This window comes from Streptomyces sp. NPDC043878, assembly GCF_056435735.1.
Map to the genome: position 1 here is coordinate 674,655 of NZ_JBWKDW010000001.1, position 15,837 is coordinate 690,491.

A 15,837-nucleotide genomic window follows, 5' to 3' on the forward strand; every position below is an offset into this window, starting at 1 on the left:
CGGCTCACGGCTCACGGCTCACGGCTCACGGCTCACGGCTCACGGCTGACGGCTCACGGCTCACGGCTCACGGCTCACGGCTCACGGCTCACGGCTGACGGCTGACGGCTGACGGCTGACGGCTGACGGCTGACGGCTGACGGCTGACGGCTGACGGCTGACGGCACGATGGGCCGGCGGGCCCGAAGCCGCTCACGGCGGGCAGCCGGCGGCCGGCGCGACAGACCCGCGAGCGGCACCAACAGGCCGCGTGGACGGACCCCGACAGGGAGTTCGTCCACGCGGCCTGTGTCATGGGCGACGCGGCGCCGGAGACCGGTTCCCCTCCTCCCCTAACCCCGGCAGCCGGTCCCCCGGCAGCCGATCCCTGGCGCAGGTCGCGGAAGAGCTCCGGCGGGGCGGCGGACCGGTGCGGGCGGCGTCGCGGTCGGCCAGACCTCGGCGAGCCTGCGGCGAACGGCGGCCCATCCCCGCCGCGACAACCCGCCGGGGTCGGCGCGAGTGTGACGACGCTCGTCACCGCGGGGAGCCGGCGTACGTCTCGTCCCGTTCCCCGGTGGCGTCGGCCGGCTCCTGCGGCCGGTCCTTGTCGCCGGCCCGCCGTCCGGGCAGGACCGCGAGGACGATCAACGTTCCGGCGGCCATGATGATGCCGCCGACGAGGCTGGTCCCCGCGACGGCGTGGGCGAACGACTCGTGCACGGCGTCGACCAGGGCCTGGGCCTGCCCGGGGCCGGCCGACGGGGTCCTCGCGATCTGCTCGGCGACCGCCAGGCCGCCGCCCACCGAGTCCTTCGCGGTGTCCAGCGCGGCCGCCGGGAGGTGGCCGCCGACAAGGTCGGTGAGCCTGTCGCGGTAGGCCGTGCCGAGGAGCGAGCCGAGTACGGCGATCCCGAGGGAGCCGCCCAGTTCCAGTGAGGTGTCGTTGGCGCCGCCGCCGACGCCCAGTTCGTTCTCCGGGAACGAGCCCATGATGGTGTCGGTGGCCGGGGACACGCTCAGGCCGATCGCGAAGCCCAGCAGGAGCAGCGTCGGCAGGAAGTCGGTGTACGACGAGCCCTGGTCGACCCGTACGAGCAGCAGGACCCCCGCGGTGCCGATGGCCATGCCGGTCGCCACCATCGCCTTCACGCCCAGCCTGGGGGTCAGCCGCCCGGTGACGGCGGCGCCCACGAAGACGGCTCCGGCCAGCGGCAGCAGTCGTACACCCGTCTCCAGGGCGTCGTTGCCGAGGACGAACTGCAGGAACTGGGTGGCGTAGTAGATCGCGCCGAAGGTGCCGAAGAAGAAGAACAGCACCGCGATCATGGAGCCGCTGAAGGGGCGCAGCGCGAACTTGCGCACGTCGAGCATGGGGTGCGGGTGGCGCAACTCCCAGGCCACGAAGGCGATCAGGCCGACGGCGGCGACGATCGCGGCGGTGACGGGGCCGGCGCCCCAGCCGAAGTGGGGGCCCTCGATGGCCGCGTAGACCAGGGAGCCGACGGAGACGATCGACAGCAGCCCGCCGACGAGGTCGACACGCCCCATGCCGTGCGCCTTGGACGGCGGGATCAGAGCCAGCGCGCCGACGACGGCCAGGACGGCGACGGGGACGTTGGTCAGGAAGGTCGAACCCCAGGCGTGGTCCTCCAGCAGCCAGCCGGCGACCAGCGGGCCGACGGCGATGGCGAGGCCGGAGGTGGCGGTCCAGGCCGTGATGGCGCGGGCCCGCTCATGCCTCGGGAAGATCGCGACGAGCAGGGACAGCGTGGCCGGCATGACGACGGCGGCGCCGACCCCCATGATCGCGCGGGCAACGATGACCAGGTGGGTCTGGTCGACCAGGCTGCCCATCACGGAGCCGCCCGCGAAGATCACCAGACCGGTGACGAGCGCGCCGCGACGGCTGTACTTGTCGCCGACCGCCCCCAGCACGAGCATCAGCGCGGCGTACGGGACGGTGTAGCCGTCGATGACCCACTGGAGGTCGCTGCTGGAGAGGCGCAGGTCCCTCGTCATGTCGGGCGCGGCCACGATCAGCGAGGTGTTCGCCATGACCACGATGAGCAGGCTGAGGCAGAGCACGAGCAGGGCCCACCAGCGGCGGACGTACGGCCCGGGCATCTTGTCGACGGGTGTGGTGGCGAGGAAGGGCATCGGACACTCCTAGGGGGCGAAATTGATTGCCCATTGATGTGCAGAATAGTTTATTGCTCACCACTGTGCAAATATTGACGGACGCTCCGAGCCGCCGGATCCGCGCCGTCACCCGCACCCGCCCTCGCCCCGCCCCCGCCCCGCCCCCGCGAGTGCCCTGGCACGCCTCGCCCCCACCCCTCCCGAAGGAGACCTCATGCACCAGCAGCCGCAGCAGGAGCAGGAGCAGGAGCACGGTGACAGGGCACACGTGCGCCGGAGGCGCCGGCGTCCGGTCGTCGTCGCCGTCGCCGTCCTCGCGTCGGTCCTCGCCCTGGTGGCGGCCGACCGGTTCGTGGCGGGGCGGGTGGAGGCCCGTACGGCGGAGGCGTTCCAGGACGGCATGCGCACTCCGCGGCGGCCCGAAGTGCACGTCCGCGGCTTCCCGGTGCTGACGCAGCTGGCCTCCGGCACCCTGCGGCACGTGGATGTCACGGCGCACGACGTACCCGCCGACGGCACCGACCGCCCGCTGCCGGTGTCCTCGCTCACCCTGCGGCTGGACGGCCTGCGGAAGTCCGACGACGACAGCGAGGCGTGGGCCCGTTCGGCGACGGCGACCGCCGGCCTGTCCTACGCGGACCTGTCCGACGCCCTCGGCCTGGAGGTGACCCGGGGCGAGCGCCCCGGCGAGGTCGCGGTACGCGTCGTCCTTCCGTTCGCCGGGGAGATCACCGTGTCGACGACGGTGTCGGCGGCCTCCGGCAACCGCGTCGCGTTGCGCGACCCCCGGATCAACGGCGGTGCGCTGCCCGCCGCCGGGCAGGCGCTGCTCGACCGGGCCTTCGAGCGGCCGATCCCGTTGCGGAACATCCTCGACGGGCTGCGCCTGCGGTCTCTCACCACCACCCCGACCGGCCTCGACGCCCGCTTCTCCGGTGAGTCGGTGACCTTCCGCCCCGGCCACGCGACCGCGGGGTGAGGCGGCAGCGCGGCAGCCGCGCACCCACCAGCCGGAGTACGCGCGGCCCGTCCCACGATCTACAAGCCGGAGGTGGCCACCCGCGCGGCGCGGTACGCGGCCGACCATCCGAGGTGGCGCGAGTACCGGGTCGGCGCCCCCACCGCGCTCCCCACCGGCCCGCCACCGAACCGGACACACCCCAGCCGGCCCGCCACCGAGCAGGACGCACCCCGGACGTCACGGGGCCCCCACTCGGGTGCCTCCCGAGACCGTCGCACCCCTCCGAGTCGGTTGGGAACGGTGGGGTAGACGGAGAGGGAGCGGAGAGCTCGGGACGCGCGAGCCGTACGGAGGTCGTCCGTGATGCAGCGGGACAGCGCGGTGCGACGCATGCTGACGGGGCTGCTGGGCGAGAGCCACCTGATGTCGTTCGAGTGCCTGCCCTCCCGGGTGGCCGCGCTCGCGGCGGAGGCGGGCTTCGGTGAGGTCATGATCTACCTCGGCGACCTGCAGCGGGACGTGCTGCGCCTGCTCACCGGCAAGGGTCTGGACGCCGCCGCCGACCCGCCGGAGGGCAAGGCGGAACTGTCGGTGGAGGGCACCATCGCGGGCCGCGCCTACCAGTACGGACGCCTCGTGGCCACCAGCGCCGAGGACGGCCGCCACGCCTGGTGGGTACCGCTCCTGGACGGCACCGAACGCCTCGGCGTGATGCACCTGACGTCCGCCGGGGAGGGCACGGAGGTCTGCGAGGACATGCTGGCGCTGGCCTCGCTGGTCGCGATGATGGTGGTCGGCAGCCGCGACACGAGTGACTCCCACGCCCGCCTCACCCGCACGCAGCCGATGAACGTGGCCGCGGAGATGCAGTGGACGCTCATGCCGCCCCGCTCGTACGCCGACAGCAGGGTGCTCATCGGCGCCGTGATGGAACCGGCGTACGAGGTCAGCGGCGACGCCTACGACTACGCCACCGCCGCTGACGTGGTCCATCTGTCGATCTTCGACGCGATGGGCCACGACACCTCGGCCGGTCTGACCGCCAACCTCGCCATGGGAGCCTGCCGCAACCACCGCAGGCAGGGCACCGCCCTGGGCGATCTCGGTGACGCCATCGAACGGGTCCTGATCGAACAGTTCGACCGGTCCCGTTACGTCACCGGCATCCTCGCCGACCTGGACACCACCACCGGCATGCTGACCTGGGTCAACCGTGGCCACCACCCGCCGATCGTGATCCGTGACGGGCGCTGGCCCACTCTGCTGCACTGCCCGCCCGCCCATCCCATGGGCACCGACCTGCGGCTGCCGACCATCCTGTGCCGCGAGCAGCTCCAGCCCGGTGACCGCCTGGTCCTCTACACCGACGGCATCACCGAGGCCCGTACCCCCCATGGCGAGGAGTTCGGCCTGACCCGCTTCACGGACTTCCTGGTCCGCCACCACTCCGACGGCCTCTCCGTGCCGGAGACCCTCCGCCGCCTCATCCGCGCCCACCTGCGCCACCACCAGGAACACCTGCAGGACGACGCGACGATCCTGCTGTGTGAATGGCTGGGCCCCCGAACCGTACCCACCTCGACGGTCGGCCCACTGGCAGGAGTACCGACAGCGATGCCGGGCGGCTGAGAGCGCGGCAACGCGGCGGCGTTCCGGTGGCGGAGTGGGGTCAGACGCCCTTGGAGGCGGGCTCCAGCACCGCCACGCACTCCACATGATGCGTCATCGGGAAGATGTCAGCCTGGGCGAGTCGTGGAAAAGACCAGGTCAGAGCAGTTTCTCGGCTCGCCGCGCAGCGTGAGTGCGCCCAGAGCGTCAAACGAGCGTCACGGCCGACAGCCCGTCCCACCTGCGCGGGGCAGACCGAGCAGCCCCGACCAGCTCCCCAGCAGGCTCCGTCCCGCTCGACTGGTTCAAGCCTTACACGGACGTCGAGCCCCGGGACACGACCCGCGGGTTCCGCTGCTGACGTTCGCCCGAACCCAAGCCATTGCCGGAGCGGGCGTCCAGTCCAACGAGCCCAGGGCCGGGATGGCAGCTCGCGCCGCCGCCGGAAAGGTGCAGCGGGACGCCCATACCGGATTCCTTCCCCCGTACCGATGGCCCGGTTCGCACGGCCACAGCCGAAGAGGTCCGGGAGGTTGAGGCTTCCACTTCGAGCGTCATCCGAGCGTCAAGAATCTCCGAACGCCACCCTGAAGGCATCTCCGACGCAAGCGTCTCCCTCATTGAATTCGCAGGTCAGATAGGCTTTTGGGTCCCGAATGAGGGCCGCCGGGCGCCCGGAGCGTCAAATGAGCGTCACGGCCCTACGTCTGTTCGGCACCGGCACTCTGGCGCGTGATGGCTAACCGTAGTACGCCCGCCGGTACGGAGCCCTACGCCGGTCGAGTCGCGTCGGTGCGCCCAGTGCGCGCGCTGTGTAGAGACGGCTCGGCGGTGTAAAGGGGCCTCCGTGTCGTGAAAAAACGCTATCGAACGTCGCGCTGAATTGCTGCTTCTACACATCGGGCGGTCGAGGCAGTCCGTCCGCTCGGCGCTGTGTCGAGGCCGCTGCGCCTGGCTCCCTGCTGATCCCAAAGCCGAGCGCCGACCAGCTGCTGGAGGCCCGGCTTATGGCCGCACCAGCGGGCGGTCCCTGATTCAGGGCTGGGAGGTGCTGTGGAGACAACCGGCGGTGCCGCAAAGGAGCGGAGCGGACCTCAGTCCAGGCAGGTAGCGCGACAGCTACTGCTCAGACGGCAATTGATCGCACCAGAGCGCCGCACGTGTGAATCGTGTGGCGCTCCCGGTCCGGGCCCGTCGCGGTGCGGTGCGGTGCACGGTCTGTACGCGGCGCGGGCCGATCCGGTCCGCGAGGTGGCCGGCCGGAGTGCTCAGCGCGAGCCCGGGAACAGCCGGCCGAAGACACCCTCGAACTCCCTGGCGGTGTCCCGGTGCGCCACACCGGCGGCGATCCCCACGCCCACGCCGAACTGGCCTGGGAACAGGCCGAGAACGGTGGTCGCGTAGACGGCGTTGAGCGCCATCCACAGTCCCTGTCCCAGGGTGAGGACCAGGGACGATTCCGAGGAAGGTACGGACCGGGGAGTGTTCGGGGACGGCGCCCTTGAGCGCCGCGAGGCCACGCTTGAGCATCTGCGGAGGACGGCCGATCAGCTCTCGAAGCCGGACTCGGCAAGGATCTTGTCGATGCGTGTGCGGTGCGCCTCCTCCCAGGCGTCGAGGGTCTGGTCCGCCTCCTTGGCCAGCTTCGCCTCCGCCGTGCGCAGCACCTCCTCCTGGCGTGCGGCGGGTACGACGACGACGCCTTCCTCGTCGGCGACCACGACGTCACCGGCCTCGACCCGCACACCGGCGCAGCGCACCGGCTCGTTCAGCGGCCGGACAAGCTTCTTCGCCCCGGGGATGGGGACAACTCCGCGCGCGTGTACGGGGAAGCGGGCGTCGCGCACCTCGTCGATGTCGCGGATCACTCCGTCGGCGACGAACGCGACGATCCCGCGGCGCTGGGCGACGGCGCAGACGTTGCCGCCGGCGAGCGCGAAGTCCACGTCGCCGGACTCCACCACGATGACCGAGCCGGGCGCGGCCCGGTGGATCGCCGCGTGCAGCATGAGGTTGTCGCCGGGCGGACACTGCACCGTGAAGGCCGGGCCGGCGATACGGGGCATCGACGGCCACAGCGGGCGGATGCTGATGTCCATGACCTGCTCGTGGCCCAGGATGTCGGCGAGGGTCGTGGTGGGGATGTTCGCGAATGCGGCGATGCTGCTCATACGGTTCTCCTGATTTGGGTGTTCTTCTCTCCGGGTGTCCGGGCGCGCTACCAGTGGATCACTGCGTCCTTCTCCGGGCTGTGGGGATGGCGGTCCCAGGTGGCACCGCCGTCCGAAGTCGAGAGCACGGTCCCCTCGTCGCCGACGATCCATGCCCGGTGCGCCGTGGTCGGGCACCATCTTCCCGGGAGTTGAGGACGGTGTCGCTGCGGCCGACGCCGAGGGCGGTGCCTCCGTCGGGAGTGAACGCGACGGCGTGGAGAGTCTGTTGGGCGTCGGTCGGGTTACGTGCCCAAGTATGGCCGCCGTCGCGGCTGTGCAGAACCGCGCCCCGGTCGCCGGCCACCCAGCAGGTTTGACCGTCGGCGACGTACACCCCGAACAGGTCGTCGTCGGTGCCCACGTCCTGCGCCTGCCAGGTGTCCCCGCCGTCGCGGGTGCGCAGGATCGTGCCGCCGAGGCCCACGGCCCAACCGGTCTGCGTGTCCGTGAAGTCGAGGCCCCCCAGGACGTCGTCGCAAGGCGTGGGCTGGGTGCGCCAGGTCGTGCCGCCGTCCCGGGTGACGATGATCGTGCCGAGGTCGCCGGCGGCATCCCCACCGCCGCCGCCTTGCGCGCCCCGGCGACACCGGTGGAGCCAGACAGTTTCCCGCGTTGACGTTCCGTCAAGCGTGCGGTGTAGTGGCCGAGTTCGAGGAAGTACTGCGATGAAACTCGCCCGGAGACGGCCACGATCGCGCTGCGGGCGCCCTCCGCCCGGCAACACCGGCGTCGCCCGGCTCACCGGACAACCTGGGCTACGTGCACGAGCGCTCACCGGTGCCGGTCTTCACCGACGAGGACTGCACCGACGCGAGAGCGTCCTGCGGCTGCAGGGCCGGGTGAGCGGCATCAACGTCAAGCTGCTCAAGTGCGGTGGGCTCCTCGCTGCCCGCGAGACGGTCTCCCTCGCCCGCCGCTGCGGCCTCTAGGCGATGCTCGGATGCAAGGTGGAGAGCTCCCTCGGCGTGACCGCGACGGGCGCAACTGGCCGGGCTCGCCGACCACCTGGACCTGGACGGACATCTGGACCTGACCGACGACCCGTTCACGGGAATCGGCACCGATTGCGGGATGATCAGCCTCCCGGCATCCGCGGGCCTCGGTGCCGTGGCGTTACCCGTCAGCAGCCCAACTCACCGCGTGAACAATGGAGAGCCCTGACATGAAACTGCGTTGCGCCATCCTCGACGACTTCCAATCCGTCGCCACCACCGTTGCCGACTGGGGCCCGGTCCTGGACCGAGTGGCGGTCGTCAGCTTCCCGAAACACTTCGCCACGGAGGACGAACTCGTCTCCGCCGTAGGCGACTTCGACATCATCGTCACGCTGCGCGAACGTGTCCCGTTCCCGGCTGCAGTCCTCGACCGACTCCCCCGCCTCAAGCTCCTCATCGCCTCGGGCATGCGCAACTCCGTGATCGACTTCGTATCGGCCGAAGCCAACGGCGTGACGGTGTGCGGCACCAAGAGCACCTCCACCCCGCCGGTGGAGCTGACCTGGGCGCTGCTGCTCGGTCTCGCCCGCGGCATCGTCACGGAGTCCACCGCGATGCGCACCGGCGGCCCGTGGCAGTCGACGGTCGGCGCCGACCTGCACGGGCGTCGGCTCGGCCTGCTCGGCCTCGGCAAGATCGGCAGCCGGGTGGCGCAGGTCGGCCTCGCCTTCGGCATGGACGTGGTGGCCTGGAGCCAGAACCTCACCGACGCGCGGGCCAAGGAGCACGGTGTGCAACTGGCCCCCTCAAAGGAGGCGTTGCTGTCCACCAGTGACTTCGTCTCGGTGCACCTGGTGCTCGGCGACCGCACCCGCGGGCTGCTCGGAGCCTCCGAGCTGGCGTTGATGAATCCGACCTCGTATCTGGTGAACACCTCCCGGGCCGCGATCGTCGACCAGGACGCCCTGCTCGCCGCGCTGCACGAGGGGCGGATCGCCGGCGCGGGGACCGATGTCTTCGACATCGAACCGCTGCCCGTCGACCACCCCGTGCGCACCGCGCCCAGGCTGCTTGCCACGCCGCATCTCGGCTATGTGTCCCAGAACAACTACCGCATCTACTACAGCCAGGCCGTCGAGGACATCGAAGCGTTCCTGGCGGGCTCACCGGTACGCCGCCTCGGCTGACCGACCTCGGGCCCAGCCCTCTCGGAGCCCGGCGCCAGCCACCTGACGCAACATCAGCACCAGCGTCAAAAGAGCGTCAGGATGGTCTGATCCGAGTCCGGCGAAAACGCCTCGCGCTCCTGCTCCCCGTCACCCGCACTTGACGAAGCAGCTGGTCAAGCGACGCTCAAGCACTTTCGACTCGATCCACGTGATGTGGCTCAGCAAACACGTCAAAGCGATCACTGCATGGACGAAACCGCAGCTCAGGCCCCCTTCGCCGCAGGTTCCAGAATCGCCACGCACTCCACGTGATGCGTCATCGGAAAGGTGCCGGCCTGAGCAGGTCATGGAAAAGACCAGGTCAGAGCCAGTTTCTCCCCTCGCCGTCCTACGTGTGAGTGCCTGGAGCGTCAAACGAGCGTCACGGTCGACGAGCAGCAGGACGTCCCCATGGCAGGGGTGGGCGGCGGTGCGTTCGGTGACGAAGTCAGCGTCCGTAAAGGCCGGAAAATGCACGGCGCTGGAGTGCATCAACTCCAGCCACACCCTCTCGCCAATCGCCGCGTCGGCGAACGCACCGACTCCGACCAGCGTGCCAACCAGGCAGGTCGACGGCAAGCGCGGCACGTCACAGGTCCATCGCCGCCCGCACCCGTACCTGCCCGGCCAGCGGGAGAGGACCATCGGTGTGTGGCCTGCGGATGGTGATCGTCTTCAGCAGCCCGCAAACCGCGGCGACACCATCGCTTTCCTCGGTGTCGCCTGTTCGGCGTAGCGGCTCCAGGAAGCGCGGCTATGTTCCTGACAGTGGAGCGGCTCGTCGGCTGTGTCGCGGGCCCGGCCGCGTGGGCGGGGGCGCGTGGGCGAGGGCGCGTCGAAGGCCACCTTGCACTTTCCTTCGGGTCATCGTGCGGACCCACGGTGTCGGACGGACCGCATCTCGGCTCAGGCACCCGAGCGCCCACTCGCACTCATTGAAACGAAGGCGACCCAGCCGTCCGCCGGAAACACGAGCACCGACCCTTGGGGAACTCAACTGCCCCGCACGAGCTTGCCGCGCCCCGCCGTGGAGAAGGAAACGGGAAACAGCTTCGATCGCCTTGTCCGTCCGGCAGTTGGTGCCGCACTCTTCCGTGCAGCACCGCCTCAGCCCGGACGACCGGGTTTGGGAGGTTCCCGTGCCACATCCGTCCACCCCGTTCGGCGAGGAACTGAGGAAGCGGCGTCTGGAGGCCGGACTGAGCCTTACAGACCTGTCCGGTCTCGTGCACTACAGCAAGGCGCAGCTCAGCAAGGTCGAGCGGGGCATCAAGGCACCCAGCCGTGATCTCGCGCGGCTGTGCGACGCCGCACTCGGTGCCGACGGGGCACTGATCGCCCTGAGCACCCCCGCCGCTGTCGACTCACCTGCCGTGTCGGCGCCAGGCCGGGTCGAGGAGGAGAACTGGATGATGCAGTTGTCACCGGACGGCCCGAACTCGTTCGGGCCCGTGGGCCGGCGTGAGGTGATGAACGCCGGTGTCGCCTCGCTGATGACCTGGAGGTCGGACGGATCGGGTCCGGCTTCCCCGGCCGCCGGCGCCGGCATGCTGGAAGCCTCACGCTCCCTGTTCACGCACTACCGCAGACTCGGTCAGGCCGTGGAACCCGGCCTGCTCCTGCCCGTTCTGATCGCGCAGACACACACGCTGCGGGAGCTGTCGGCGCAGAGTGACAGCGGCACCAGGCGCCGCCTGCTGGCGCTCGGTTCCCGGTACGCCGAGTACGTGGGCTGGCTGGTGCAGGAGACCGGGAACGAGCGTGCGGCGCTGTGGTGGACACAGCGTGCGGTCGCCCTGGCCGCCGCCGGCGGTGATCAGGCACTGGCCGGTTATGCGCTGGTCCGCAGGGCGTTGGTCACGCTGTACCGGGAGGACGCCGAGCAGACGATCGCGCTGGCCCGCCGGGCACAGAGCGGCGTGCTGCCGTTACGGATCCGTGGTCTCGCCGCACAGCGCGAAGCGCAGGGTCATGCCCTCGCCGGTGATGTCGGCGCCTGTCTACGTGCCCTGGACCGGGCTCGTACTCTGCTCGCCCGCCGGAACGACGATGCCGACGGCCCGGTGATCGGCTCTATGCATCTTCCCGATTCGGTCGGCATGGTCACCGGCTGGTGCCTCGTCGATCTCGGGCGACCGCGCGAGGCGTGCGAGGAACTGGATCGGCAACTCACTCTGGTCGGCCCCGACGCGGTGCGTACGCAGGTCCGGTACGGCGTACGCCGCGCGTTCGCCTATGCCTCCGCCGGCGAGATCGACCATGCCTGCGCGCTGACGGAGTCACTGCTCGACGGCGTGACGGCGGTGCGCTCGGCGACCGTCGCGACCGATCTCCGACGGCTCGTCCGGGTGTTGGGCCGCTACCCGGACCATCCACCGGTACGCCGGCTGGCACCGCGGCTCGGCACCTTGTCACGCCCGGCCACCCCTCTTGAGGAGTCATCGTCATGAGCGAGATTTTCATCAATTACCGCACCGGGGACGGGGAGAAAACCGCGGCTCTACTGCGTCAAGGGCTGTCGCACCGCTTCGGCCCGGGACACGCGTTCCACGCGTCACAGTCCATCGTCCCCGGTGAGAGCTGGCCCGAACGGCTACTGGCCGCGGTACGGCACAGCTCCGTGCTCCTGGCCGTCATCGGACCGGACTGGACGAACTTCCGTACCCGGCTGGAGGACCCCGAGGACTGGGTGCGCAAGGAGATCGAGGAGGCTTTCACATGTGAGGTCCCGGTGGTCCCCGTTCTGGACGGACGCAAAACCAGCCGGCTGAGCAAGGCCGATCTCCCGCCCGCGTTGCGACGGCTCGCCGATCTCCAGTCCATCGCGTTCGACTCTGGTGACACCGAGGTGTGCGTCGCGCGCATCGGTGATCTGATGGCCGACCTGATTCCCAGCCTTGACGACCAGTCCGGGACCGAGGCGGGGACGCCCGCGCCGGGCAGCGTGACCAATTCCATCGGGACCGTGAGCGGCACAGCCGTACAGAGCCGTGACTTCACCGGTGACGTCGGCACGGTCGTCAAGGGCACCCACGCTCCTGTCCACACCGGGACCGGCAACATCTACTCGCATTCACGTCATATCTCGGGTGGTGACGGGATGACGTACTCCGAGGGTGACCACCACGGTGCCGTCCAGCACCGGTTCGGCGAACGGGACGGTCACGAGGACAAGGACCGGTGAACCAGCACGCCGGCACCTGGGTCCGGGACTCGGGCGTCACGGTCACGGGCCCTGGCGACGTCTACATCGGAACGCAACTGCAGGACTCGGACAAGCCGGCCTTCCGCCGAGTCGCCGAGGACCAACTCCGCCGACTGCGCTACGTACTGGTCGCCCCGCCGCGTATGGGCGAGGCTCGTGCCGTACTCGCCGACACCGGCACCGTCATCCTGGAGGGTGCCCCGGGCAGCGGCCGGTCGGCTGCGGCCCGCGTACTGCTGCACGAACATCACCGGGACAGTGGTGTCTTCCACGAACTCCTGCCCGATGAGGAGGAGGAGGAGCTCTCCCTCCAGGACCCCGCTCTGGTCGGGACCGGTGACCAGTTGCTGCTGGACCTGGCCGCCGCGGACGACCGCCGCTGGGCAGCGGCCCAGGCCGACCTCCCGGCGCTGCGCAAGGCCGTGCACGAGCAGCGGGCTCATCTGGTCGTGGTCATGCCGCACCGCGGCGTTCTCGACCCGGACCTGCAGTACTGTCGCGTGGTACTCGAACGGCCACCCGGTATCGGCGTTCTCCGGCGGCACCTGCGCCTGCACGGTGTGCCGCCTGAGCAATATCTCCGGGCGGACGGCACCGTCACCGGGTTCCTGACGGCGAACAGGCCGATGCGGGAGATCGCGGAATTCGCCGACCTGGTGCGCCGAGCACGCGAGGCCGGTCAGCCCGGGGACGGATTCGGTCAGTGGTGCGAGGCGGCCGGGCGGGCGCGAAACGACGGCCGACGGGAAGCCGCCGCGCTCGTCACCAAGCTGCGGGAGGCACCGCAACGAGCTCTGCTGATCGCGGTGTCCATGCTGCACGGGGCGCATGCCGATGTCGTTCACCGCGCGGCCGGGCAACTGCTGAGCGCCCTCGGGCCTCCGTCGGAGGGCGACTCGCCGCTGCAGCACCGGGACCTCGCCGAGCGACTCCTCGAGATCTCGGCCACTGCCACCCCCAACGGACAGGTCCGGTTCGAGAGACTGGACTTCGACTCCGCCGTTCGTGCCCATTTTTGGGACCACATGCCCGATCTCCGCCCCCACCTCGGCACTTGGGCGGTGAGTGTGGTGGAGCTGAACGACCCGCACGTCGTCCCCCTCGTACGCGATGGTCTGGTGGAACGAGTGGCCGGTGAATATCTGCGGACCGGACGTGCGGACGGACTGGGGGCTCTCGTCGAAGGCTGGAGCACCGGTGGGACGAGCCGCCCTCGCCTGGAAGCGGCCGTTCATGCGCTCACCCGCGGGCTGGCGGACCCGGTGCACGCCAGGGACTTCCGCGAGCAGATCTACCAGTGGTGCGCCAAACGGCGCCTCAAGGGGGAGCTCGCGCAGGTGCTGGTCCGCGTCTGTGCTGACGTCCTCGCGACCAGTCATCCCGATCAAGCCCTGGTCAGGCTCTACCACCTGGCCCGGCGTGAGCGCGGCACGACGCGTGCCCGGCAGGCGCTGTGCGAGCTGGTGGCGCGCAGCCGCAGGCTGCACCGCGTGCTGCTCGACCGTCTCGCCCATTCCGACTTCTCACCCGCCAATCTCGGGATCTTCCTCCAGGCCAGCGACCCCGAACTGTTGACGCACCGCACCGGCACCTCTCACACGCTGGTCGACGAACAGAGCGCGCAGGGCTCCCTGACAACCTGTTGGCATGCAGTACTGGCTGAGCTGCCTCCTCCGCAGTGGCAGGCCGAAGCACGACGTTGGCTCCACTGGGCGGCCGCCGGCACCGGGCCGCACGGCGGGCTCCTGCTGGACCTCCTCGTCAGCGCGGCACAGCAGTGCACAGAGAAGCGGGGCGAGGTCTTCGCTCTGCTGTACGCGTGCGCCCGCGACGCCGAACGCACCAGTCCGGGGGATGCGGCGCGGGCCGCGGAGACCACCGATCTACTGCTCCACAAGATCAGCACGGCTCAAGGCTTCGCTCCGGCCACACCGCCGACGACCTCACCCAGGGGGACTCGACCATGACCACCGCACGGAAAACCACGACCGTCTTCCTCACCGTTCTGAGCAGTCTCCTGCTGAGCATCATCGGTCTGACGCAGCGGTGGCCCGCATGGGCATGGTCACTGCTGGCAGTACTGCTGCTCGTCGTCCCCGCAGCGGTCTTCCGGATCGCCGCGATGCGCCGCGGCACGGTACCGGTGGCTTTCGAGGAGCAGCTCACGGCCGCCCCCGTGGAACGCACGGAACACCGCGTCAACCAGGTCGTACTGCCCAGCAAGTGGGCCGACTACGACTTCGTCTTCTCTGCGACGGTGCGCTGGTACCTCGTCGACGCTCCCGCGAGTGCCCTCGTTCTCAACCCGGCGGGTCTCGCCGTCGACGCGGTCTTGAAGCGGGCCCGCGCCATCACCGAGCAACGAGAACCGGTCCGGGCCTCACTCGTCGAGCAGGAACTGTGCGGCGCCCTCAGCCGGATGGCGCCTGAGCCCACCGGGCACCTCCAGGCGATGGCGGAGAACATCCAGCTCGTCCTGGTGCAGCAGGACCAGGAGCGCCTCGACAAGCTCGCCGGCGTACGCAAGGACGAGGAGGTCTGGGTGCATCAGCGCAAGTACGAGCAGAGCAGGCGCCGGTACTTGGGCGAGGACGTCCTCAAGGACACCGGCAGCGCCGTGGTCTGGTGGCTCGCCAGGAACGACGAGCACGTGGAACGTACGGTGAACGACCTGGCCCTGCTCGCTCAGCTCACCTCGGCGGCCAATGACACCGACGTTCCCGAACGGCTTCAGGATCTGATCTCTCAGCAGGCCGGCGAGCCGACGACATCGGACTTTCCCGGGGTGGAGCACCCCTCAGCGCCACAGGGACGGGAGACGGCCACGATGCATCTCTCCGACTTCCTCGACAGCATCGGTTTCACCGACGGAGATGTACGCCGCCCGATGCTCGCCGCACAGATCGCCGGCCTCGTCAAGGAGCAGAACCGCCACGAGACCGCCGAGGAGATCCAGCACTGCTTCGATCCGCCGGCGTCCCTCGCTCCGGATGACGACGAGGCGCCCGCCTCCGGCTCCCCCTTCGCCTAGGAGAAGACACATGGACAGCGAACTGGCCGTACTCGCGGCGTCGGGCGCCACCACATTGGTCTCCCTCATGGTCACCGACTCCTGGACACACGCCCGGGAACTCGTCGGGCGGTTCCTGACCCGCACAGGCGCGGACCCCGACACGTTCGACGATCTGCAGGACGCGAGGACCTGGCTCCTCGCCGCCGACGCCACGGAACGTGAACGGACAGCCCGCGAGATCAGCGGACGATACGGTGACCGTCTGCGCCGACTCGCGGACGCCGACGACGGCAGCGACGCGGCCCTGCGCGCTCTGCTGACCTCGTTACTGCAACTCTCGGCGTCCACGGCAGACAGCTGGCGCACGGTGGACAACCGCATCAGCGGAGGAGTCCAGCACGGTCCCGTCGTCCAGTCGGGCACCGTTGCCGGGCTGACCTTCCACGTGGATCACGTCGATCGCGCGGATCGCCAATAACGCCAGCGCGAGGAGGGCACCGCGCGCTCCTGTGCTCGGTCACCCGTTCCTGCCCCGGCTCGAGTCGGCCGCCCCAAGGCAGCCGCGCCGCGTAA

13 protein-coding genes are annotated in these 15,837 nt (G+C 70.1%); 8 read left to right on the forward strand and 5 right to left on the reverse strand.

Annotation, left to right across the window (positions count from 1 at the left end):
- Nucleotides 1-516 precede the first annotated feature (516 nt).
- Nucleotides 517-2,139: an MFS transporter gene (locus AC07AZ_RS02850; RefSeq protein WP_478843101.1), complete on the reverse strand. Its 1,623-nt coding sequence runs from the start codon at nucleotides 2,137-2,139 to the stop codon at nucleotides 517-519.
- A gap of 196 nt (nucleotides 2,140-2,335) precedes the next feature.
- Here AC07AZ_RS02850 and AC07AZ_RS02855 point away from each other — a divergent pair, with 196 nt between their 5' ends.
- Nucleotides 2,336-3,100 carry an LmeA family phospholipid-binding protein gene (locus AC07AZ_RS02855; RefSeq protein ID WP_478843103.1) on the forward strand — a complete coding sequence of 255 codons (765 nt, stop codon included), beginning with the start codon at nucleotides 2,336-2,338 and terminating at the stop codon, nucleotides 3,098-3,100.
- Nucleotides 3,101-3,445: 345 nt separating this feature from the next.
- Nucleotides 3,446-4,711, forward strand: coding sequence for a PP2C family protein-serine/threonine phosphatase (locus AC07AZ_RS02860; protein ID WP_478843105.1), 1,266 nt, complete (start codon nucleotides 3,446-3,448; stop codon nucleotides 4,709-4,711).
- Between the two features lie 1,247 nt (nucleotides 4,712-5,958).
- Here the strand turns inward: AC07AZ_RS02860 and AC07AZ_RS02865 are convergent.
- The 3 genes from AC07AZ_RS02865 to AC07AZ_RS02875 all read right to left on the reverse strand — a co-directional run bounded on the left by AC07AZ_RS02865 (nucleotide 5,959) and on the right by AC07AZ_RS02875 (nucleotide 7,678).
- Nucleotides 5,959-6,111, reverse strand: coding sequence for a hypothetical protein (locus AC07AZ_RS02865; protein ID WP_478843107.1), 153 nt, complete (start codon nucleotides 6,109-6,111; stop codon nucleotides 5,959-5,961).
- Between the two features lie 126 nt (nucleotides 6,112-6,237).
- A complete protein-coding gene (locus AC07AZ_RS02870) occupies nucleotides 6,238-6,861 on the reverse strand; it encodes an RraA family protein (RefSeq protein WP_478843109.1) in 624 nt (207 codons plus the stop codon).
- A 58-nt stretch (nucleotides 6,862-6,919) separates the two neighbouring features.
- Nucleotides 6,920-7,678 (reverse strand): WD40/YVTN/BNR-like repeat-containing protein, encoded by a 759-nt coding sequence (locus tag AC07AZ_RS02875; RefSeq protein ID WP_478843111.1) that lies wholly within the window; start codon nucleotides 7,676-7,678, stop codon nucleotides 6,920-6,922.
- A gap of 387 nt (nucleotides 7,679-8,065) precedes the next feature.
- Between AC07AZ_RS02875 and AC07AZ_RS02880 the strand changes: the two genes are divergently transcribed.
- Nucleotides 8,066-9,025, forward strand: a complete 960-nt coding sequence (locus AC07AZ_RS02880) for a D-2-hydroxyacid dehydrogenase family protein (RefSeq protein ID WP_478843113.1) — start codon at nucleotides 8,066-8,068, stop codon at nucleotides 9,023-9,025.
- A 129-nt stretch (nucleotides 9,026-9,154) separates the two neighbouring features.
- On the opposite strand, the gene AC07AZ_RS02885 is transcribed toward AC07AZ_RS02880, so the two are convergent.
- Nucleotides 9,155-9,634, reverse strand: coding sequence for a hypothetical protein (locus tag AC07AZ_RS02885; RefSeq protein ID WP_478843115.1), 480 nt, complete (start codon nucleotides 9,632-9,634; stop codon nucleotides 9,155-9,157).
- A gap of 551 nt (nucleotides 9,635-10,185) precedes the next feature.
- Between AC07AZ_RS02885 and AC07AZ_RS02890 the strand changes: the two genes are divergently transcribed.
- The 5 genes from AC07AZ_RS02890 to AC07AZ_RS02910 are packed head-to-tail and all read left to right on the forward strand — an operon-like array spanning nucleotide 10,186 to nucleotide 15,742.
- Nucleotides 10,186-11,496, forward strand: a complete 1,311-nt coding sequence (locus AC07AZ_RS02890) for a helix-turn-helix domain-containing protein (RefSeq protein WP_478843117.1) — start codon at nucleotides 10,186-10,188, stop codon at nucleotides 11,494-11,496.
- Nucleotides 11,493-12,230 (forward strand): toll/interleukin-1 receptor domain-containing protein, encoded by a 738-nt coding sequence (locus AC07AZ_RS02895; protein WP_478843119.1) that lies wholly within the window; start codon nucleotides 11,493-11,495, stop codon nucleotides 12,228-12,230. The genes AC07AZ_RS02890 and AC07AZ_RS02895 overlap by 4 nt, the downstream gene beginning before the upstream one ends.
- Complete coding sequence (locus AC07AZ_RS02900) at nucleotides 12,227-14,218, forward strand: hypothetical protein (protein ID WP_478843121.1); 1,992 nt, start codon at nucleotides 12,227-12,229, stop codon at nucleotides 14,216-14,218. Before AC07AZ_RS02895 ends, AC07AZ_RS02900 begins: the two co-directional genes overlap by 4 nt.
- Entirely contained in the window at nucleotides 14,215-15,282 is a 1,068-nt protein-coding gene (locus AC07AZ_RS02905) for a hypothetical protein (RefSeq protein WP_478843123.1), read from the forward strand. Before AC07AZ_RS02900 ends, AC07AZ_RS02905 begins: the two co-directional genes overlap by 4 nt.
- A 10-nt stretch (nucleotides 15,283-15,292) precedes the next feature.
- On the forward strand, nucleotides 15,293-15,742 hold the full coding sequence (locus AC07AZ_RS02910) for a hypothetical protein (RefSeq protein ID WP_478843125.1): 450 nt from the start codon (nucleotides 15,293-15,295) through the stop codon (nucleotides 15,740-15,742).
- Nucleotides 15,743-15,837 lie beyond the last annotated feature (95 nt).